This is a genomic window from Streptomyces sp. NPDC048696 (assembly GCF_043198895.1).
GTDB lineage: Bacteria > Actinomycetota > Actinomycetes > Streptomycetales > Streptomycetaceae > Streptomyces.
Genome location: NZ_JBICVJ010000005.1, coordinates 510,966 through 530,961 on the forward strand (window position 1 = coordinate 510,966; position 19,996 = coordinate 530,961).

Here is a 19,996-nt window from a genome sequence, read left to right on the forward strand (position 1 = left end):
CCTAGTACGGCTAGTACGACTTGGGAAGCCCCAGCGTCTGATGCGAGACATAGTTGAGGATCATCTCGCGGCTGACCGGCGCGATCCTGGCCACGCGCGCCGCCGTGACGAGCGCGGCGAGCCCGTACTCGCGGGTGAGGCCGTTGCCGCCGAGGGTGTGCACGGCCTGGTCGACGGCCTTGACGCAGGCTTCGGCGGCCGCGTACTTGGCCATGTTGGCGGCCTCGCCCGCGCCCGCGTCGTCGCCCGCGTCGTACAGCGCGGCCGCCTTCTGCATCATCAGCCGGGCGAGCTCCAGCTCGATGTGGGCCTGGGCGAGCGGGTGGGCGATGGCCTGGTGGGCGCCGATGGGCGCCTTCCACACCTGCCGCTCGCACGCGTACGCGATCGCCTTGCCCAGCGCGTAGCGGCCCATGCCGATCGCGAAGGCGGCGGTCATGATGCGCTCGGGGTTGAGCCCGGCGAAGAGCTGGAGCAGGCCCGCGTCCTCGTCGCCGACCAGGGCGTCGGCGGGCAGCCGCACCTCGTCGAGAACGAGCTCGAACTGCTTCTCCTGCGCCTGGAGTTCCATGTCGATCCGCGAGCGCCCGAAGCCGGGGGCGTCGCGCGGGACGATGAACAGGCACGGCTTGAGGCTGCCGGTCCTCGCGTCCTCGGTGCGGCCGACGATGAGGGTGGCGTCCGCGATGTCGACGCCGGAGATGAAGACCTTGCGGCCGGTGAGGATCCAGCCGCCGGTCTCCGCGTCGCGGCGGGCGGTGGTGGTGATGCGGTGCGAGTTGGATCCGGCGTCGGGCTCGGTGATGCCGAAGGCCATGGTCAGCGAGCCGTCGGCCAGCCCCGGCAGCCACTTCTGGCGCTGCTGGTCGGTGCCGAAGCGGGCGATGACCGTGCCGCAGATCGCGGGCGAGACGACCATCATCAGGAGCGGACAGCCCTCCGCCCCCAACTCCTCCAGAACTATGGAGAGTTCCGTCATCCCGCGCCCTCCGCCGCCGTACGCCTCGGGGAGGTTCACGCCGAGGTAGCCGAGCTTGGCGGCCTCGGCCCACAGCGCCTCGCGGTCGTGTCCCCGGCCGTGCCGCCGGCCGAGCGCGGCCACGGCGGCCCGCAGGTCCTGGTGCTCCTGGCTTTCGACGACACTGCCTTTGACTGGGCTCATGACGGCTGGTCCTCCTGTGCGACGGTTGCGTCCTGGACGACGGCGAGCAGGGCGCCGACCTCGACCTGGCGGCCGGGGACGGCGTGGAGCGCGGTGAGCGTGCCGGCGGTGGGGGCCGTGACGGGGTGGGTCATCTTCATGGCCTCCAGCCACAGCAGCGGCTGCCCCGCCCGCACCCGGTCCCCCTCGGCGAGCCCGTCCGCGACCCGGACGACGACGCCCGGCATGGGCGCGAGCAGCGATCCGGGGGCGACGAGTTCGGCGGGGTCGGTGAAGCGGGGGTGTGCGGTGAGGGTGTACGCGCCGGATGCGGTGTCGACGTACACCTGGTCGCCGTGGCGCGCGACCGCGAAGTCCCGTACGACCCCGTCGACTTCGAGGCGTACGCGGCCGGGCTCGGCGCTCTCCAGGCGTACGCCGGGGAAGCCTTCGGCGACGAGCCCGTCCCGGGTGAGGCGGTAGCGGATCTCGTGCTCGCCGAACCGCTTGACCTGCGGCTGGGAGGGAAGGTTGCGCCAGCCGCCGCCGAACCGGGAAGCGCTCCGGGAGGCGTCGGCCAGGGCTGCCGCGAGCGCCGCGCAGGGCTCGCCCTCGCGCGGCTCGGTGAGGGCGCTCAGGTGCCGGTCGTAGAAGCCGGTGTCGAGGCGCCCGGCCGTGAAGTCCGGGTGGCGCAGGGTGCGTACGAGCAGGTCGCGGTTGGTGGTGGGGCCGTGGACGCGGGCGCGCTCCAGGGCGCGGGCCAGTTTGCGGACGGCGGCGGCGCGGGTCGGGGCGTGCACGATCGCCTTGGCGAGCATGGCGTCGTAGTGGACGCCGATGGTGTCGCCGTCGTCATAGCCCCGGTCCAGGCGTACGCCCGGGATGTCGAGGCGATGCAGGACGCCGGTCTGCGGGGTCCAGCCGTGGGCCGGGTCCTCCGCGTAGAGCCGGGCCTCGACCGCGTGCCCGGACGCCTGGGGCGGCTCGGCGGACAGGGCGGCGCCCTCGGCGACCTGGAGCTGGAGCGCGACCAGGTCGATCCCGAACACGGCTTCGGTGACGGGGTGTTCGACCTGGAGGCGGGTGTTCATCTCCAGGAAGTACGCCCGCCCACAGGCGTCGACCAGGAACTCGACCGTGCCCGCGCCCCGGTACGACACGGCCCGGGCGGCGGCCACGGCGGCGGTGCGCAGCCGGGTGCGCAGCGCCTCGGGCAGCCCGGGCGCGGGGGCCTCCTCGATCACCTTCTGGTGGCGGCGCTGGAGGGAGCAGTCGCGGGTGCCGAGCGCCCAGACGGTGCCGTGCGCGTCGGCCATGATCTGGACCTCGACGTGCCGCCCGCGCGTGAGGTACGGCTCGGCGAACACCTCGCCGTCCCCGAAGGCGGACCGGGCCTCGGCGGATGCGGCCGCCGACTCGGCGGGCAGGTCTTCGAGTTCACGTACTACTCGCATACCGCGCCCGCCGCCGCCCGCCGCCGCCTTCAGGAGGAGCGGGAGGTCGGCGGCGGTGGCCTTCGCCGGGTCGACGGGGGCGAGCAGCGGCACTCCGGCGGCGGCCATCAGCTCCTTGGCGCGGGTCTTGGAGGCCATCGCCTCGATGGCGGCGGGCGGCGGGCCGACCCAGGTCAGGCCGGCGGCGACGACCGCCCGGGCGAAGTCGGCGTTCTCGGAGAGGAAGCCGTACCCGGGGTGCACGGCGTCCGCGCCCGCCGCGAGCGCCGCCTTCACGATCAGGTCGCCGCGCAGATACGTCTCGGCGGGCGCGGCCCCCGGCAGCCGCACCGCCGCGTCCGCCGACCGTACGTGCGGGCTGTGCGCGTCGGCGTCGGAGTACACGGCGACGGTGGAGATGCCCAGCTCACGGCAGGTGCGAAAGACCCGGCAGGCTATCTCGCCCCGGTTGGCCACAAGGAGTGAAGTGATCATCTGGGGGCTCACATCCGGAAGATGCCGAAGCCGCCGCGGGCGCCTTCGACGGGGGCGGTGTGGACGGCGGACAGGCACAGGCCGAGGACGGTTCGGGTGTCGCGGGGGTCGATGACGCCGTCGTCGTAGAGCCGCCCGGAGAGGAACATCGGCAGCGACTCGGCCTCGATCTGCTGCTCGACCATGGCCCGCAGCCCGGCGTCCGCCTCGTCGTCGTACGGCTGCCCCTTGGCCTGCGCCGAGGCGCGCGCGACGATCGACAGCACCCCCGCCAGCTGCTGCGGCCCCATGACGGCGGACTTGGCGCTCGGCCAGGCGAAGAGGAAGCGGGGGTCGTAGGCGCGCCCGCACATGCCGTAGTGCCCGGCGCCGTAGGAGGCGCCCATGAGGACGGAGAGATGCGGCACCTTGGAATTGCTGACCGCGTTGATCATCATCGCCCCGTGCTTGATGATCCCGCCCTGCTCGTACTCCTTGCCGACCATGTAGCCGGTGGTGTTGTGGAGGAAGAGGAGCGGGATGTCGCGCTGGTTGGCGAGCTGGATGAACTGGGCGGCCTTCTGCGACTCGGCGCTGAAGAGGACACCCTGGGCGTTGGCGAGGATGCCGACGGGGTAGCCGTGCAGGGCGGCCCAGCCGGTGACCAGGCTCGTCCCGTACAGCGGCTTGAACTCGTCGAAGTCGGACCCGTCGACGATCCGGGCGATGACCTCGCGCGGGTCGAACGGGGTCTTCAGGTCCGCCGGCACGACCCCGAGCAGCTCGTCCTCGTCGTACTTGGGCGGGTCATACGGGGTGGACGGATCCGGGTGCGCCTTGCGGTGGTTGAGGCGGGCGACGATGCGCCGGGCCTGGCGCAGGGCGTCGTGCTCGTCGACGGCGTAGTGGTCGGCGAGCCCGGAGGTGCGGGCGTGCATCTCGGCACCGCCCAGCGACTCGTCGTCGCTCTCCTCGCCGGTGGCCATCTTCACCAGCGGCGGCCCGCCGAGGAACACCTTCGACCGCTCCTTGATCATTACGGTGTGGTCGGACATCCCGGGGACGTACGCGCCACCGGCGGTGGAGTTCCCGAACACCACGGCGATCGTCGGGATCCCGGCGGCCGAGAGCCGGGTGATGTCGCGGAACAGCGCGCCGCCCGGGATGAAGATCTCCTTCTGGGAGGGCAGATCGGCGCCGCCGGACTCGACGAGGCTGATGCACGGGAGCCGGTTGGCGTACGCGATCTCGTTGGCGCGCAGCGCCTTCTTCAGCGTCCACGGGTTCGAGGCCCCGCCGCGCACGGTCGGGTCATTGGCGGTGATCAGGCACTCGACACCTTCGACGACCCCGATCCCGGTGACCATCGAGGCGCCGACCGGGTACTCGCTCCCCCAGGCGGCGAGCGGCGACAGCTCCAGGAACGGGGTGTCGGGGTCGACCAGCAGCTCGATGCGCTCCCGGGCCGGCAACTTGCCCCGCTTGTGGTGGCGTTCGGTGTACTTGGCGCCGCCGCCCGCGAGCGCCTTCGCGTGCTCGGCGTCGAGCTCGGCCAGCTTGCCGAGCATGGCCTCGCGGTGGGCGGCGTACTCGGGCCCGGCGGTGTCGAGGGCGGTGGGCAGGACGGTCACAGCAGTGCCTCCGGGATGTCCAGATGCCGCGCGCGCAGCCATTCGCCGAGCGCCTTGGCCTGCGGGTCGAAGCGGGCCTGCGAGGCGACGCCTTCGCCGAGGAGGCCGTGGAGGGTGAAGTTGAGGGCGCGGAGGTGGGGCAGGACGTGCCGCTCGACGTCCAAGTCGGCGCATTCGGGCAGCAGTTGCCTCAGCAGATCCGTGGTGAGGGTGTGCGCGATCCAGGCCCAGGCGTCGTCGGTGCGCGCCCATACGCCGATGTTCGCGTCCCCGCCCTTGTCACCGCTGCGGGCGCCCGCGACCAGGCCGAGGGGGGCCTTCTTGGTCGACCCGGGGGGCGGGGGCGCGGGGAGGGGCGGCTCGGGGACGTCCGCGAGGGAGCGGGTACGTGAGGCGGGTGGTATCGACTCCCGTGTTCCGTCGGGGAGTACGGCGGTATGGGCGACCTCGTCCGGTGCGACGACGTCCGCCTCGAAGATCCCGTACGGGGTGCCCTTGGCGGGCGGGGCGGTCACATGGAAGCCCGGGTAGCTGCCGAGCGCGAGCTCGATGGCGGCGCCGCTGACCGTACGGCCGACGGCGTCCGGGTCGCTGTCGCGCACGACGAGCCGGAGCAGGGCGCTGGCGCGCTCCTCGGTGTCGGCGTCGGGTCGGTCGGTGCGGGAAAGCTCCCACTTCACCTGGCCGGGCCGGGACTTGGCGCGGGCGAAGACATCCTCCACCTGCTCCCGCACGAGGGCGGCCTTGGCGTCGATGTCGAGTCCGGTGAGGACGAAGACGACCTCGTTGCGCCAGCCGCCGAGGCGGGTGCGGCCGACTTTGAGGGTCGGGGGCGGGGCCTCGCCGCGTACTCCGCTGATCCGCACACGGTCGGGTCCGTCCTGGTCGAGCCGTACGCTGTCGAGCCGGGCGGTGACGTCGGGTCCGGCGTAGCGGGCGCCGCCGGTCTCGTACAGGAGTTGCGCGGTGACGGTGCCGATGTCGACGACGCCGCCGGTGCCGGGGTGTTTGGTGATGACCGAGGTGCCGTCGGCGTGGATCTCGGCGAGGGGGAAGCCGGGACGGCGTAGACCATGGCCGCCGAAATCCCCGAAGAAGGAGTAGTTGCCGCCGGTCGCCTGGGTGCCGCACTCCAGGACGTGCCCGGCGACGACCGCGCCCGCGAGCCGGTCGTACTCCTCGGGCCCCCACCCGTGCCACCACGCGGCGGGCCCGGTGACCAGGGCCGCGTCGGTGACGCGGCCGGTGACGACGACGTCGGCCCCGGCGGCGAGGCAGGCGGTGATGCCGGTGCCGCCGAGGTAGGCGTTGGCGGTGAGGGCGCCGGGGGGCAGGGGCAGGCTGTCGCCTTCAACGTGCGCGACGCGCGCGGGTACGCCGACGCGGACGGCCAACTCCTTGATGGCGTCGGCGAGTCCGCCCGGGTTCAGCCCTCCCGCGTTGGCGACGATCCGCACCCCGCGCTCGTGCGCGATCCCCAGGCACTCCTCCAGCTGGCGCAGGAACGTCTTGGCGTAGCCGAGGCGGGGGTCCTTGAGGCGGTCGCGGCCGAGGATGAGGAGGGTGAGCTCGGCGAGATAGTCCCCGGTGAGCACGTCGAGGGGCCCGCCGGTCAGCATCTCGCGCATCGCGTCGAAGCGGTCGCCGTAGAAACCGGAGGAGTTGCCGATACGGAGGGGACGGCGCGGCGGGGTCACGGGGCCGGTCGCCGGGCCGGTCATCGGGCCCCCTTGGGCACGCGCCCCAGCCCGGGCGGGCCCGCGAAGGCCTGGGCGATGCCGAGCCAGCGTTCGGCGTCGGGGCCCACGGCCTGGATGGCGGTGTCCGTGCGGTGGACGCGCTGGGTGACGAGGAGGCAGAAGTCGAGGGCGGGCCCGGTGACGCGCTGTTCCGCGTTCTCGGGCCCGTATGTCCAGAGGGCCTGGCCGTCCGGGGCGACGAGCTCCACCCGGAACTCCTCTGTCGGCGCGGCGAGCCCCCGCACGGCGAAGGCGAAGTCCCGGGCCCGGACCCCGATCCGCGCGACGTGCCGCAGCCGGGCGGTGGGCTCGCGGGTGCGGCCGAGGGCGTCCCATACGTCCTGGCCATGGGCCCAGGTCTCCATGAGCCGTCCGGTGGCCATGGAAGCGGTGGACATGGGCGGGCCGTACCAGGGGAAACGGGCGGCGGGGGGTGCGTGGCGCAGGGCGTGGTCGAGCCGGGCCCGCCCGTCCCGCCAGCGCCGGAGGACTTCGGCGGGGGCGAGCCGAGCCCCTTCCTCAGCACCCTCGTCGACGAAGGTGTCGGGGGCGGCGGCGGCCTTCTCCACCTCGGCGGCGAAGGCGTCCGGGTCGGTGACGGCGAGCAGGGCGGCCCGGTCGGTCCAGGCCAGATGCGCGATCTGATGGGCGACGGTCCACCCCTTGGCGGCGGTGCCGCGCCCCCACTCGCCCGGGTCCAACTCGCCGACCAGCCGGTCGAGTTCATCCCCTTCGTCGCGCAGATCGTCGAGCACGGCGGTCGTCGGATCGGGCACGGGTGCGGGTCCCTTCGGGGGGCGGGATACGGCTGTGCGTGTCGGGGAGCATGGCAGCGCCGCGCAAAACAAGCAAGCGTGCTTGCATTGTTTTTTGCCAGGGGGTGTGGGGGGTGGTGCGGTGGGTCAAGTTCCGTGCGGGAATGCGCCCTTGACGGGGGTGGCGGGGCGGCGGGATGGTCCTTCGTGCAAGCTGGCGCAACTACTCGACGTTCATGGCGCCCGGGATCCCGCCGCATGAGTCGGTGGCCCTGATCCCGTTCCGCATGGCGCCGATGCTGAGGGAGGCGTGCGATGCCGCAGAGCGGTCCGGGCTTCTTTGACCTGGTGGAGACGGCCCGGCTCCAGGCCGTACACCTCGAAATGCGGGACGTGTACGGCGTCGGCAACGAGTCCGAGGACTTCGCCACCTGGAAGCGGACGGGCGTGTGCGACACGGACCCGGCGTCGGAGCGCTGGGCGCCCTGGGTCGACCTGGTGCACAGGACCGTCGGCCGGGGCGTCGCCATGCGCCGCGCGCGCATCGTCTCCGAGCCGGTAACGGACTACATCAAGTACGAGCACGCCATCACCCGGGTCAACGTCCACGCGGGCGAACAGGTCCGCTGGCTGCCCCGGCGGCTGGCCTCCGACCTGGCCCTGCCGGGGAACGACCTCTGGCTGTTCGACCGGACGACGGTCCTGTTCAACCACTTCACCGGCGACGGCGAGTGGGCCGATCCCAAGTGGGAGGTGCGCACCGAACCGGATGTCGTCCAGCTGGTCTCCACCGCCTTCGAAGCGGTGTGGGAACGTGCGCTCCCGCACGAGAAGTTCACGGTCTGATCCCGTCAGGCGCGACGAACCGCCATGTCCGCCTCGCCCTCCTCCGGAGCCCAGGCCGCCCGCGAGGCCGTCGCCGCGCGGCTGCGCGAGCTGCGGCTGGACGCCGAGCTCACCGGGCGGGACGTGGCCGCGCGGGCCGGCTGGAGTACGGCCAAGTCGTCCCGTATCGAGAACGCGAAGACACCACCGTCGGACGCCGACATCCGCGCGTGGTGCCGCGCCTGCGGCGCCGAGGAGCAAGCAGCCGACCTGGTCGCGGCCAACCGCACCGCCGACTCGATGTACGTCGAGTGGCGGCGCAAGCAGCGGACCGGGCTGCGCAGGCTCCAGGAGTCCGCCGTCCCGCTGTTCGAGCGCACCCGGCACTTCCGCGTCTACTGCTCGAACGTGGTCCCCGGCCTGATCCAGACGGACGGCTACGCCCGGGCGCTGCTGACCGCGATCACCGAGTTCCGTCAGATTCCCGATGATGTGGCGGAGGCTGTCGATGCGCGCATGGGCCGGTCCCATGTGATCCGCGAGGGCGATCACCGCTTCGCCCTGATCATCGAAGAGGACGTGCTGTACTACGGCTTCGGCGACGCGCAGGTCATGGCGGGACAGCTCGGCTATCTGCTGGCCGTCATGTCGTTCCCCTCCGTGTCGCTCGGAATCATTCCCAGGACGGCGCAGCGTCGCATGTGGCCCATCGAGACGTTCATGGTGTTCGACGATCAGCGGGCCGCGATCGAGTTGCTGTCCGCCGACGTGACGGTCACCGCCCCGACCGAAGTCGGCCTGTACATCCGGGCGTTCGCCGAGTTGGCCGAGATGGCTGTCCACGGATCCAAGGCCAGGGCTTTGATCACCGAGGCGATTACCTCACTCGGGTGAGCCGGACGTAACCCCGTGCAACAACCTGGCCCCGCCCCCACGGCCGGGCGACCGCCGCCCGGGAGCTCTTCGACGGGCGGCCCGGCGTGACCGTCGTCGTCGGCCCGCCCTGGGCTACCGCCCCCGCCCCACCTGCGACCGCACCGCCCCCACACTCGCCCCGATGACCAGCGCGATCGCCAGCGCGTCCGTGGCGGACAGGGACTGGTGGAGGATCAGGAAGCCCGCCGTCGCGGCGATGGCCGGTTCCAGGCTCATCAGGACCGCGAACGTGGAGGCGGGCAGGCGGCGCAGGGCCAGGAGTTCGAGGGTGTACGGGAGGACCGAGGACAGCAGAGCCACCGCCACGCCCAGGCCGATCGTCGACGGCACCAGCAGCTTCGAGCCCGACTGCATCGCCCCCAGCGGCAGCGACAGGACCGCCGCGACCGCCATGGCCAACGCCAGCCCGTCCGCCTGCGGGAAGCGTCGGCCCGTACGGGCGCTGAACAGGATGTACACCGCCCAGCACGCCCCCGCCCCCAGCGCGAACGCCGCCCCGAGCACATCCAGCGACCCGAATCCCCCACCCCCGCTCAGGAGCGCCACACCCGCGAGCGCGAGCGCGGCCCAGACGAGGTTCACCAGGCGCCGGGACGCGAGTACCGACAGCGCCAGCGGGCCCAGGACCTCCAGGGTCACCGCCGTGCCCAGCGGGATGCGGTCGACCGCCTGGTAGAAGAGGCCGTTCATCCCGGCCATCGCGACGCCGAAGGCGACCACCGTGCCCCAGTCCGCGCGCGCGTACCCGCGTACCTTCGGGCGGCAGAGGGCCAGCAGGACCAGCGCGGCCGCCGCCAGACGCAGGGTGACCACGCCCGCCGCGCCCGCCCTCGGCATCAGCATCACGGCGACGGCCGAGCCGAACTGGACCGATATGCCCGCCGAGACCACCAGCGCGACAGGGGCGAGCGCCACCGCGCGCCCGCGTCCGCTACCGTGCCCGCCCGCCGCCTCCGGGGTGGAGACGGTCGCCGCCGTCGTGGCGTTCGGCTCTGCGGCGGCGCACGGACTGGTCACCGGGACTCCCGAGTAGTTCACTACAATGGACTGGATAGATAAAATATTGCACCAGTCATCGTCACTCGCAAAGTCATTTCTCCGCGCGAGCGGAATGGTGCGTTCCCTCCACTGTAAGCACCCGCGTAAGTGGCACCCCAGACACCTGGTCCCTACCCCAGGTGCTCCGCCAGCACCTCCGCCAGGTGCCGCGCCCGGCGGCCCGCCAGCTGGTCCAGTTGCGTACGGCAGGAGAAGCCGTCCGCCAGGACCTCCGTGCCGGGTGCCGCCGCCCGTACCGCCGGCAGCAGTTCGTCCTCCGCGCAGGCCAGCGACACCTCCCAGTGGCCCCGCTCGAAGCCGAAGTTCCCGGCGAGTCCGCAGCAGCCGCCGCTCAGCTCGCCCGTCAGCCCGGCCCGCTCGCGCAGCCGTCGCTCGGCGGCGTCGCCCAGGACCGCGTGCTGGTGGCAGTGCGTCTGGCCGACGACCGCCCGCCCGACCACCGGCGGCGCCCAGTCCGGCGCGCGCTCCTCAAGGACCTGCGCGAACGTACGCACCGACGCCGCCAGCCGGGCCGCCCTCGGGTCGTCCGGCAGCAGCTCCGGCAGATCGGTCCGCAGCGCCGCCGCGCAGCTCGGTTCGAGGACGACGACCGGCAGGTCGCGGGCCAGCAAAGGCTCCAGCACCCCCAGCGTGCGGCGCAGGACCGCTCGCGCGCGGGTGAGCTGGCCGGTCGACACGTACGTCAGGCCGCAGCACACCCGCCCCCGGGGCGCCACCACCCCGAGCCCCGCCGCCTCCAGAACCCGTACCGCCGCCCGGCCGACCTCCGGCGAGAGGTGGTCGGTGAAGGTGTCCGGCCAGAGAATCACCGAGGCCGGGAAGCCCGCGTGCCCCCGCAGCCACCCCCGCAACGTCCGCCTCGCGAGCACTGGCAGCGCCCGCTCCGGCGCGATCCCGGCCAGGCGTTTCGCGAAGGCCGCCAGCGGACGCACCCGCGCCAGCGCGTTGATCACCCGCGCCCACGGCGCCGCGAGCCGCAGCCAGCGGGGCAGCCACCCCAGCGCGTAGTGGGACGCGGGCCGCGGCCGCCCCCGGTAGTGGTGGTGCAGGAACTCCGCCTTGTACGTGGCCATGTCCACCCCGACCGGGCAGTCGCTGCGGCAGCCCTTGCAGGACAGGCAGAGGTCGAGCGCGTCCCGTACCTCCGTCGAGCGCCAGCCGTCCGTGACGATCTCGCCCGCCAGCATCTCGTGCAGCAGCCGCGCCCGCCCCCGGGTCGAGTGCGCCTCCTCGCCGGTGGCCCGGAAGGACGGGCACATCACCCCTGAACCAGCGGACGTGGTACGGCACTTGGCGACCCCCACACACCGCCGCACCGCCGCCGAGAAGTCGCCGCCGTCGTGCCGGTAGCCGAACTCCACGTCCACCGGACGCCTCGGCAGCACCTCGAAGCGCAGGTTCTCGTCGAGCCGGGCCGGACGGGCCAGGATGCCGGGGTTCATGATGCCCGCCGGGTCCCACAGGTCCTTGAACTCGCCGAACAGACCCACCAGTTCGTCGCCGTACATCGCCGGAAGCAGTTCCGCCCGCGCCTGCCCGTCGCCGTGCTCGCCGGAGAGCGAACCGCCGTGCGCGACCACGAGCGCGGCCAGGTCGGCGGAGAACCGCCGGAACCGCGCGATGCCCGCCGGGCTCATCAGGTCGAAGTCGATACGGACATGGACGCAGCCGTCGCCGAAGTGCCCGTACGGAGTGCCGCGCAGGCCGTGTTCGCCCAGCAGGGCCCGGAACTCGCGCAGATACGCGCCGAGCCTCGCGGGCGGTACGGCGCAGTCCTCCCACCCGGGCCACGCCTCGCTGCCGTCCGGCATCCTGGTCGCCGTCCCGGCCGCGTCCTCCCGGATGCGCCACAGGGCCCGCTGCCCGGCCGGATCGGTGACGACGGCCGCGTCCAGCGGGTCGGCGACCCGCACCAACTCCCGAGCCCGGGCCGCCGCTTCGGCCGTCGAGTCGCCGCCCGTCTCCACGAAGAGCCAGGCCCCGCCGCGCGGCAGCCCGGCGTGGCCGCGCACCAGGTCGGCGGCCATGCCCTCGACGGTGAGCGGCCCTCCCCCACTCTCGGCTTCGCTCGACCGGGGGGACCCCCATGGCAGCAGCGCGGGCGCGGCCTCGGCCGCCGCGCTCTCGTCCGGGTACCCGAGCACGGCCAGCGCCCGCGCCGTCGGCGCCCGCACCAGGCGTACGGTCGCCTCGGTCACCACCCCGAGCGTGCCCTCGGAGCCGCAGAACGCGCGCGCCAGATCGGTCCCGCGCTCCGGCAGCAGCGCGTCCAGGGCGTACCCGGAGATCCGGCGCGGCAGGTCCGCCGGGAAGCCGGTGCGAAGCGCGGCCAGATTGCTCCCGACGAAGTCGCGCAGACCGGCCGGGGCGCCGCTCCACCCCTGCCCCAGCCGCAGCGGCTCGCCGCTCCCGCTCACCACGCTCAGCGCCCGTACGTTGTCGGCGGTCGTCCCCCAGGCCACCGAGTGCGCCCCGCAGGCGTTGTTGCCGATCATCCCGCCGAGCGTGCACCGGCTGTGGGTCGACGGATCGGGCCCGAAGGTCAGCCCGTACGGCCTCACCGCCTCCCGCAGCACGTCCAGGACGAGGCCGGGCTGGACCACCGCCGTACGCGCCTCGGCGTCCACCGACAGCAGCCCCCGCAGGTGCCGGGTGAGGTCGAGCACCACACCCGTCCCGGTCGCCTGCCCCGCGATCGACGTGCCGCCCCCGCGCGGCACCACCGGCACCCCGTGCTCCCGGCAGACCGCGAGCACGGCCGCCACGTCCTCGGCGTCCCGGGGCGCCACCACCCCGAGCGGCACCCGCCGGTAGTTGGACGCGTCCATGGTCACCAGCGCCCGCGCGCCCGCCGAGAAGTCCACCTCCCCGCGCACGGCCTCGCGCAGCGCCCGTGCCACCTCGCCCGATACCGCGGAAGTACCCGTAGCACCCGTAGTACCCGTACGTTCCGAATCGCCCCTGGGGATCGCCATGGGGAACAGCCTGCCCCCGCGGACCCGCCGCGGACCGGCGCCCGGCGGCCACGGCTCGCGGCGCGTCTCGCGGGGTGGACCCGGGCCGCGCGCTCCCCCGCGTGCCGATACCCTGCGCTCGTGGCTGAGATCCAGATTCCCGCTGACATGAAGCCCGCCGACGGCCGTTTCGGCGCGGGCCCCTCCAAGGTGCGGACCCAGGCGCTGGACGCCCTGGCCGCCACCGGCACCTCCCTGCTCGGCACCTCCCACCGCCAGGCCCCGGTCAAGAACCTGGTCGGCGAGGTCCGCCAGGGCGTACGGGACCTCTTCTCGCTGCCCGAGGGATACGAGGTGATCCTGGGCAACGGCGGCTCCACCGCCTTCTGGGACGTCGCCACCCACGGCCTGATCGAGAACCGGTCCCAGCACCTGAACTTCGGCGAGTTCTCGTCCAAGTTCGCCAAGGCCGCGAAGCTCGCGCCGTGGCTCGCCGAGCCGAGCGTGATCGCCTCCGAGCCCGGTACGCACCCGGACCCGGCCGCCGAGGCGGGCGTCGACGTCTACGCCCTCACCCACAACGAGACCTCCACCGGTGTCGCCGCCCCGATCAAGCGGGTCGCGGGCGCCGACGAGGGCGCGCTGGTCCTGGTCGACGCGACCTCGGGCGCGGGCGGGCTGCCCGTCGACATCACCGAGAGCGACGTCTACTACTTCGCGCCGCAGAAGTCCTTCGCCTCCGACGGCGGCCTGTGGCTCGCGGTGTTCTCGCCCGCCGCCCTTGAGCGTGCCGCCCGGATCCACGCGTCCGGCCGTCACATCCCGGAGTTCTTCAGCCTGCCGACCGCGATCGACAACTCGCTGAAGAACCAGACGTACAACACCCCGGCCCTCTCCACGCTCTTCCTGCTCAACGAGCAGCTGAAGTGGATCAACGGCCAGGGCGGTCTGGCGTGGTCGAGCGGCCGCACCAAGGACTCCTCGACGCGCCTGTACACCTGGGCGGAGGAGTCCAAGCACGCGACCCCGTTCGTCACGGACCCGGCCAAGCGGTCGCAGGTCATCGGCACGATCGACTTCGCGGACGAGATCGACGCGGCCGCGATCGCCAAGGTGCTGCGCGCCAACGGCATCGTCGACACCGAGCCGTACCGCAAGCTCGGCCGCAACCAGCTGCGCATCGCGATGTTCCCGGCGATCGACCCGGCGGACGTCGAGGCGCTGACGGCCTGCATCGACTACGTGATCGACCAGCTCTGACGCGAGGGCCGAACGGAGGAGGGGCGGGCCTTTCGGCCCGCCCCTCCTCTGCTTTCCGGCTACTTCCGGCGCAGCAGCCGCCGTCCCCCCAGCCACAGAGCGGTGGCCCCCGCGAAGACGAGCGCCCCGTACACAAGGTTGGTGCTCCCGGAGCCGCCGGCCGCTGAACTCCCCTTCCCGGACGGGGGCTTCGCGCCCGCCCCGGTCACCACCGGCACCCGCGCCACCGGGCTCGACTCCCCCTCCGACCCGAAGAGCAGCGCCGTACCGTCCAGCGTGTACGTGACGGACTCCGACTGCCGCATCAGCGGTGCCTCGACGGCGTGCCGGGTGCCGAGCCTGCCGTTGACCCAGTCGTACTCGGCGGCCCAGTAGTACCCCCGCAGCGCGAGCTTCGTCCCGTCCGGCGAGAAGGCGCCGTCGGTGACCCACGGCACCTCGTCGGTCCGGCGGAACACGTTCGTGCCGGAGGCGGAGAGCCGCTCGGGCCCTTCGTAGAGCCCGCCGCCGCCCTCCTTCTTGGAGGCGATGTAGATGCGGCCGGTCTTGGGGTGGACCATCAGCGACTCGGCGTCGCGCGGCCCGTCGGCGTACGTCACGACGTACTGCGCGGCCCGCACGGTGGCGTCCCCGAGCGCGGCGGGCTCGGGGAACTCGTAGATCCAGACGTGGTCCCACTTGCCGCCCAGGTTGTCGCCGATGTCCCCGACATAGATGTTCCCGTCGGTGCCGACGGAGATCGCCTCGACGTCACGCGGGTGCCCGACGCCGGTCATGGTGATCGTGGCGACGGTCTCGCCGGTCTTCGAGTCCACCGCGTAGACGTACGGGCCGTCGCCGCTGTCGTTGTGCGTCCAGTAGACGCCCGGGTGGGCGCGGCTGGCGGCGAGGCCGCTGGACTCCGTGATGCGGGGGTCCTTGATGGTGAACCCGCCGTCCCCGCCGTCGGCGAAGGCCGGTCCACCGGCGACCGGCACGAGGAGCCCGGCGGCGACGGCGGCCCCCAGGAGCGACCTCATCGGGAACATCATCGGCACACGCATGCCCCCAAGTGTCCATCGTCACGTCGCGGCCCCTCGAAGGCCCTCCAAGTGATCCGACATCATGACCCCATGCGTTTCATGTTCGTCGGCGACTCCATGACCATCGGACGCGCCGGCGACTTCACCTGGCGCTATCGGATGTGGCAGCACCTGAGCACGTCCTTCGACGGCCCGTACGAGATCGTCGGCCCGCGCACCGAGCTGTTCGACACGACGGCCGCGGCGCCGGTGTCGTACGAGTACGGCGACCCCTCCTTCCCGGCCGACGCCCGGCGCCACCTGTCCGGGTGGGGCGAGGGCTGGCTCCACATGGCGCCGCTGATCCGCGAGGCGGCGGCGGGGGCGGGCGCGGACGTGCTGCTGGTGTCGCTCGGCCTGATCGACCTCGGCTTCTACACGGACAGCGGGCAGACGGCCGAGAACGTCCGCCGCTTCGTGGCGCAGGCGCGAGCCGCGAACCCGTCCATACGCATGGTCCTGCTGCCGGTCATACCGAACGTACGGGCCGACACGGACGCCCCCTTCGCCGCCGAGGTGGCCCGCTTCAACGAACTCCTCGCGAAGGCGGTCGCCGACCTGGACGAGCCGTCCTCACCGCTACTGCTCGCCTCGGTCCCGCCGTCGTACGACATCCACCACGACACGTACGACGGTACGCACCCGGCGGCGTCCGGCGAGCACAAACTGGCGGCGGCGTTCGCGGACGCGATGCACCAGGCGTGGGGGCTGGGCGGGGCGTACGCACACTGACGGGTACGCGCTACATATGTTCGACAGCCCGTGACCTGATCGCCGTGCGTATCGTTGTACCGGGTGGCTGGCCGCCGGGGAGCGACGGCCGGGGAGGAGCGCCACGATGACGTCCCCCACTGCCTTAAGGGCGTGGGAGGTGCCCCCAGACACCGACAGGATCGCGATGGCCGAGAGCGACGAAGAGCTCACTTTGGACACCATGTTCGAGTGGCTCGAAAAGATGCCCATCCCCGAGGGTTACAAATCCGAGATCGTCGGGGGGAATATCTTCATGGCGCCGCAGCGGGACACCCATTGGGAGATCATCTTCGCCCTCGCCCAGCAGCTGAATGCCAAGTACTCAAGGTCGCACATCAAGTCCGACGTCCGCATCGACTTCCCCGGCCACCTCAACGGCTTCGCCTGCGATGTCGTGGCGCTGAAGGACGACGCGGTGCGGGACGACAAGGGTCGTTGGCGCTACGAGGACATCGAATTCGTCGCCGAGGTGATTTCCAAAGGCACCGCCTCGAACGACTACGGCCCCAAGAAGGCCGCGTTCGCCAGCGCCGGCGTCCCGGTCTATCTGATCGTCGACCCGTACACCGGCGAGTGGCATCTGCACACGCTGCCGAAAGGCGACGAATTCCACGGCACGGTGACATTCGGCTTCGGGGAGGAGATCGACCTCACGCACACCCCCGTCGGTCTCACCCTCACCACCGACGAGTTCCCCAGGGACTGAGGCCCCGCCGACCTCGTCCAGCCCAACTCCCTTGCCTTGAGCGCACTTCAAGGCGTTCGCTAGTGCCCCATGAAGTACACACAGCTCGGACGCACCGGACTCAAGGTCAGCCGACTCGTCCTCGGGACGATGAACTTCGGGCCGCAGACCGGCGAGGCCGACAGTCACGCGATCATGGACGCCGCGCAGGACGCCGGTATCAACTTCTTCGACACCGCCAATGTCTACGGGTGGGGCACCGAGAAGGGCCGCACCGAGGAGATCATCGGCAGCTGGTTCGCGCAGGGCGGCGGGCGGCGCGACAAGACCGTCCTGGCCACGAAGGTGTACGCGAACATGGCCGCCGACGGCGCCCCCGCCTGGCCGAACCACGACAAGCTGTCGGCACTCAACATCCGCAGGGCCGTGGACGCCAGCCTGAAGCGGCTGGGGACCGACCACATCGACATCTACCAGTTCCACCACGTCGACCGTCAGACCCCCTTCGAGGAGATCTGGCAGGCGATGGACGTACTCGTACGGGAGGGGAAGATCCTGTACGTCGGGACGTCCAACTTCCCCGGGTACAAGATCGCGCAGGGCAATGAAGTGGCCGCGCGGACAGGGCGGTTGGGGCTCGTCAGCGAGCAGTGCCTCTACAACCTCGCCGAGCGGCGCGCCGAGATGGAGGTCATCCCGGCCGCGCAGGAGTACGGGGTCGGCATCATCCCCTGGTCCCCGCTCCACGGCGGCCTCCTCGGCGGCGCCCTGCGCAAGGAGCGCGAGGGCGGCGGCTCCCGCTCCACCGGTGGCCGCGCGGCCCAGTCGCTGACGGATCCGGCGGTACGGGCGCAGATCCAGGCGTACGAGGACCTGCTGGCCAAGCACGGCCTTGAGCCGGGGGAGGTCGGGCTGGCGTGGCTGCTCACCCGGCCGGGCGTGACGGGTCCGATCGTCGGCCCGCGCACCGCCGAGCAGCTGGAATCCGCCCTGCGGGCGGTGGAGCTGGAGCTCGGCGAGGAGGTACTGGCCGGGTTGGAGGAGATCTTCCCCGGGCCGGGGCCGTCTCCGGAGGCGTTCGCCTGGTAGGCCCCTCGTAGGCTCCTGGTGGGGAAACGTCCTAGCCGCGGGCCGCCGCCACCGCCACCACGACGAACATCAGCACGAGCACACCGGCCATGATCCGGTTCCTGGTCTTCGGGTTCACGCCCATGAGCGTAACGAACACCCGCGCGGACCGGTTCAGGCGCCCTGCCCGGGCCCCAGTGGCCACACCCCCACCGGCTCGTACCGCGGCCGCTCCCCCGCCACCCCGGCGACGGGGAGCCGGCTGCGGACCAGGACGAGTTCGCCCACCTGCCACCCCGCGCCCTCGAAGGCCCCCAGGGACTCGGTGTACGGGTGCAGGTCGAGGCCCGCGCGGCTGCGGGCCAGGGTGAGGTGGGGGTGGTAGCGGCGGTGCTCGTCCATCGGCACGCCCGCCCGCCGGGCCGCCGCGTCCGCCCGCTCGGCCAGCAGCCGCAGCGTGTCGAGCGCGCCCGCGACGCCCGCCCACAGCACCTTGTCGCCGAACCGGCCGCCCCCGTGCAGGCGCAGCTCGAAGGGCGGGGTGCGGTGGGCGGCGCGGGCCAGGCGGTCGTGCAGGTCCGCCAGCACCGCCTCGTCCACCTCACCGAGGAAGGCGAGCGTGAGGTGCCAGTCGTCGCGGTCCGCCCAGCGCAGCCGGTCCGCGCCGGGCAGGGTCTGCAACTCGTCCACCGCCAGGCCGAGTTCGGCCAGCCTCGCGCTCGGGGGCAGCACGGCCACGAAGAGTCTCATGGGGCCAGTCTCGCCCCGGCCCCCGCCTCTGGGCACGCCCGAAACACGCCCAGCCGCGGTCCCGCACCCGACGCACGCCGGGCGCACGCCCCGCCCGGGCCCCACCCCCCGTGGAACCCGCGCTCACGCCGCCGTGGCCAGCTGCTCCCTGGGGACGAACTCCACATGCCGCCGCCCCCGCCGCAGGTCCACCTTGAGCCGCAGGTTCGCCGCGCGGGCCAGCATCAGGCCGACCCCGACCGCCGCGAACGCGCAGACCAGGCCGCCGAGCGCGAGGCTGACACGGACGCCGTACACGTCCGTCAGCCAGCCGAAGAGCGGGCCGCCCAGCGGGGTGCCGCCGGTGAAGACCATCATGAACAGGCTCATCACCCGGCCGCGCATCTCCGGGTCGGTGGCCATCTGGACGGACGCGTTCGCCGTCACGTTCACCGTCAGGCCGAGGATCCCGATCGGGATCAGCAGCATCACGAACACCGACATGTCGGGTGCCAGCGCCGCCACCGTCTCCAGGACCGCGAACGCGCCCGCCGCGCCCGCCAGCAGCCGCAGCCGGGTCGTGCCCCGGCGGGCCGCGAGCAGCGCGCCCATCAGGGAGCCGATCGCCATCAGGCTGTTGAACAGGCCGTACATCCCGGAGCCGCCGTGGAACTCGTCCCGGGCGAAGGCGCTCAGCCAGATCGGGAAGTTGAAGCCGAAGGTGCCGATGAAGCCGACCAGGACGATCGGCCAGATCAGTTCGGGGCGCTCGGAGACGTAGGCAAGGCCCTCGCGCAGCTGGCCCTTGCCGCGCGGCGCGAGCTTCGTGGGACGCAGCTCCGCCGTACGCATCAGGGCCAGGCCGGTCAGCGGAGCCAGGAAGGAGAGGCCGTTGGCGAGGAACGCCCAGCCGGGGCCCACCGCCGCCATGACCGCGCCCGCGACCGCCGGGCCGACGAGCCGCGCCGACTGGAAGTTCGCCGAGTTCAGGCTGACCGCGTTGCGGACCTGGTCGGGGCCGACCATCTCGGAGACGAAGGACTGGCGGGTGGGGTTGTCGACGACCGTCACCAGGCCGGTGAAGAACGCGGTCAGGTAGACGTGCCAGACCTGGACGTGGCCCGACAGCGTCATCGCCGCCAGGAACAGGCCGCCGAGGCCCATCGCGCTCTGGGTCACGAAGAGGATGGTCCGCTTGGCGAAGCGGTCCGCTATGACTCCGCCGTACAAGCCGAAGAGCAGCATCGGCAGGAACTGCATGGCGGTGGTGATGCCGACCGCCACGGACGAACCGGTGATCTGGAGGACCAGCCAGTCCTGGGTGATCCGCGCCATCCAGGTACCGATGTTGGAGACGATGGCACCGGAGAAGAACAGCCGGTAGTTGCGGATGGCGAGGGAGGAGAACGTCCCCCGCCCGCTGCCGGCGGCAGCGCTGTCGTGGGTGGATATCGGTGCGGGGGCGGAGTCTGCTCCGGATCCCGTACTCAAAG

At 72.5% G+C, this 19,996-nt stretch carries 16 protein-coding genes; 6 read left to right on the forward strand and 10 right to left on the reverse strand.

The features are described from left to right. Positions 1–10: 10 nt before the first annotated feature. Genes ACGFRG_RS13820 through ACGFRG_RS13840 form a run of 5 tightly spaced genes read right to left on the reverse strand, consistent with a single transcriptional unit; the run spans position 11 to position 7,194 of the window. Positions 11–1,162 (reverse strand): acyl-CoA dehydrogenase family protein, encoded by a 1,152-nt coding sequence (locus ACGFRG_RS13820; RefSeq protein ID WP_393263727.1) that lies wholly within the window; start codon positions 1,160–1,162, stop codon positions 11–13. Continuing rightward, positions 1,159–3,069, reverse strand: coding sequence for a biotin carboxylase N-terminal domain-containing protein (locus ACGFRG_RS13825; RefSeq protein WP_393263729.1), 1,911 nt, complete (start codon positions 3,067–3,069; stop codon positions 1,159–1,161). Before ACGFRG_RS13825 ends, ACGFRG_RS13820 begins: the two co-directional genes overlap by 4 nt. Positions 3,070–3,077: 8 nt before the next feature. Next, on the reverse strand, positions 3,078–4,679 hold the full coding sequence (locus ACGFRG_RS13830; RefSeq protein ID WP_361431356.1) for a carboxyl transferase domain-containing protein: 1,602 nt from the start codon (positions 4,677–4,679) through the stop codon (positions 3,078–3,080). Next, complete coding sequence (locus ACGFRG_RS13835) at positions 4,676–6,400, reverse strand: acyclic terpene utilization AtuA family protein (RefSeq protein ID WP_393263731.1); 1,725 nt, start codon at positions 6,398–6,400, stop codon at positions 4,676–4,678. Before ACGFRG_RS13835 ends, ACGFRG_RS13830 begins: the two co-directional genes overlap by 4 nt. Then, entirely contained in the window at positions 6,397–7,194 is a 798-nt protein-coding gene (locus tag ACGFRG_RS13840) for a TIGR03084 family metal-binding protein (protein ID WP_393263733.1), read from the reverse strand. Before ACGFRG_RS13840 ends, ACGFRG_RS13835 begins: the two co-directional genes overlap by 4 nt. 294 nt (positions 7,195–7,488) lie before the next feature. Here ACGFRG_RS13840 and ACGFRG_RS13845 point away from each other — a divergent pair, with 294 nt between their 5' ends. Both ACGFRG_RS13845 and ACGFRG_RS13850 read left to right on the forward strand, forming a co-directional pair. Then, positions 7,489–8,019 carry a DUF6879 family protein gene (locus ACGFRG_RS13845; protein WP_393263735.1) on the forward strand — a complete coding sequence of 177 codons (531 nt, stop codon included), beginning with the start codon at positions 7,489–7,491 and terminating at the stop codon, positions 8,017–8,019. 24 nt (positions 8,020–8,043) lie between these two features. After that, positions 8,044–8,892, forward strand: a complete 849-nt coding sequence (locus ACGFRG_RS13850) for a helix-turn-helix transcriptional regulator (RefSeq protein ID WP_361431347.1) — start codon at positions 8,044–8,046, stop codon at positions 8,890–8,892. A gap of 114 nt (positions 8,893–9,006) precedes the next feature. On the opposite strand, the gene ACGFRG_RS13855 is transcribed toward ACGFRG_RS13850, so the two are convergent. Both ACGFRG_RS13855 and ACGFRG_RS13860 read right to left on the reverse strand, forming a co-directional pair. Beyond that, a complete protein-coding gene (locus ACGFRG_RS13855; RefSeq protein WP_393263737.1) occupies positions 9,007–9,951 on the reverse strand; it encodes a DMT family transporter in 945 nt (314 codons plus the stop codon). 152 nt (positions 9,952–10,103) lie between these two features. Further along, on the reverse strand, positions 10,104–12,968 hold the full coding sequence (locus ACGFRG_RS13860) for an FAD-binding and (Fe-S)-binding domain-containing protein (protein WP_393263739.1): 2,865 nt from the start codon (positions 12,966–12,968) through the stop codon (positions 10,104–10,106). Positions 12,969–13,088: 120 nt separating this feature from the next. On the opposite strand from ACGFRG_RS13860, the gene serC reads away from it, so the two are divergent. Continuing rightward, the gene (serC, locus tag ACGFRG_RS13865; protein WP_361431456.1) at positions 13,089–14,207 is read left to right on the forward strand and encodes a phosphoserine transaminase; all 1,119 of its coding nucleotides are present in this window, start codon (positions 13,089–13,091) and stop codon (positions 14,205–14,207) included. A 59-nt stretch (positions 14,208–14,266) separates the two neighbouring features. On the opposite strand, the gene ACGFRG_RS13870 is transcribed toward serC, so the two are convergent. After that, complete coding sequence (locus tag ACGFRG_RS13870) at positions 14,267–15,250, reverse strand: WD40 repeat domain-containing protein (RefSeq protein ID WP_393263741.1); 984 nt, start codon at positions 15,248–15,250, stop codon at positions 14,267–14,269. Positions 15,251–15,319: 69 nt separating this feature from the next. Here ACGFRG_RS13870 and ACGFRG_RS13875 point away from each other — a divergent pair, with 69 nt between their 5' ends. The 3 genes from ACGFRG_RS13875 to ACGFRG_RS13885 all read left to right on the forward strand — a co-directional run bounded on the left by ACGFRG_RS13875 (position 15,320) and on the right by ACGFRG_RS13885 (position 17,795). Next, positions 15,320–16,000: an SGNH/GDSL hydrolase family protein gene (locus ACGFRG_RS13875; protein ID WP_361431454.1), complete on the forward strand. Its 681-nt coding sequence runs from the start codon at positions 15,320–15,322 to the stop codon at positions 15,998–16,000. A gap of 106 nt (positions 16,001–16,106) precedes the next feature. Continuing rightward, positions 16,107–16,727 carry a Uma2 family endonuclease gene (locus tag ACGFRG_RS13880; protein ID WP_393263743.1) on the forward strand — a complete coding sequence of 207 codons (621 nt, stop codon included), beginning with the start codon at positions 16,107–16,109 and terminating at the stop codon, positions 16,725–16,727. Between the two features lie 69 nt (positions 16,728–16,796). Continuing rightward, complete coding sequence (locus tag ACGFRG_RS13885) at positions 16,797–17,795, forward strand: aldo/keto reductase (RefSeq protein ID WP_393263745.1); 999 nt, start codon at positions 16,797–16,799, stop codon at positions 17,793–17,795. Positions 17,796–17,948: 153 nt separating this feature from the next. Here the strand turns inward: ACGFRG_RS13885 and thpR are convergent, their stop codons facing one another. Together thpR and ACGFRG_RS13895 are read right to left on the reverse strand one after the other, a co-directional pair. Beyond that, positions 17,949–18,524 carry an RNA 2',3'-cyclic phosphodiesterase gene (gene thpR, locus ACGFRG_RS13890; protein WP_393263747.1) on the reverse strand — a complete coding sequence of 192 codons (576 nt, stop codon included), beginning with the start codon at positions 18,522–18,524 and terminating at the stop codon, positions 17,949–17,951. 123 nt (positions 18,525–18,647) lie between these two features. Beyond that, positions 18,648–19,994 (reverse strand): MFS transporter, encoded by a 1,347-nt coding sequence (locus ACGFRG_RS13895; protein WP_361431444.1) that lies wholly within the window; start codon positions 19,992–19,994, stop codon positions 18,648–18,650. Positions 19,995–19,996: the final 2 nt, after the last annotated feature.

Bases quoted from the DNA above. Each gene is read 5' to 3' on its own strand.
- ACGFRG_RS13850 (WP_361431347.1), top strand. From the start codon at position 8,044: ATGTCCGCCTCGCCCTCCTCCGGAGCCCAGGCCGCCCGCGAGGCCGTC.
- thpR (WP_393263747.1), bottom strand. From the start codon at position 18,524: ATGAGACTCTTCGTGGCCGTGCTGCCCCCGAGCGCGAGGCTGGCCGAA.
- ACGFRG_RS13835 (WP_393263731.1), bottom strand. From the start codon at position 6,400: ATGACCGGCCCGGCGACCGGCCCCGTGACCCCGCCGCGCCGTCCCCTC.
- ACGFRG_RS13875 (WP_361431454.1), top strand. From the start codon at position 15,320: ATGCGTTTCATGTTCGTCGGCGACTCCATGACCATCGGACGCGCCGGC.
- ACGFRG_RS13820 (WP_393263727.1), bottom strand. From the start codon at position 1,162: ATGAGCCCAGTCAAAGGCAGTGTCGTCGAAAGCCAGGAGCACCAGGAC.
- ACGFRG_RS13845 (WP_393263735.1), top strand. From the start codon at position 7,489: ATGCCGCAGAGCGGTCCGGGCTTCTTTGACCTGGTGGAGACGGCCCGG.
- ACGFRG_RS13885 (WP_393263745.1), top strand. From the start codon at position 16,797: ATGAAGTACACACAGCTCGGACGCACCGGACTCAAGGTCAGCCGACTC.
- ACGFRG_RS13860 (WP_393263739.1), bottom strand. From the start codon at position 12,968: ATGGCGATCCCCAGGGGCGATTCGGAACGTACGGGTACTACGGGTGCT.
- ACGFRG_RS13880 (WP_393263743.1), top strand. From the start codon at position 16,107: ATGACGTCCCCCACTGCCTTAAGGGCGTGGGAGGTGCCCCCAGACACC.
- ACGFRG_RS13825 (WP_393263729.1), bottom strand. From the start codon at position 3,069: ATGATCACTTCACTCCTTGTGGCCAACCGGGGCGAGATAGCCTGCCGG.
- ACGFRG_RS13870 (WP_393263741.1), bottom strand. From the start codon at position 15,250: ATGCGTGTGCCGATGATGTTCCCGATGAGGTCGCTCCTGGGGGCCGCC.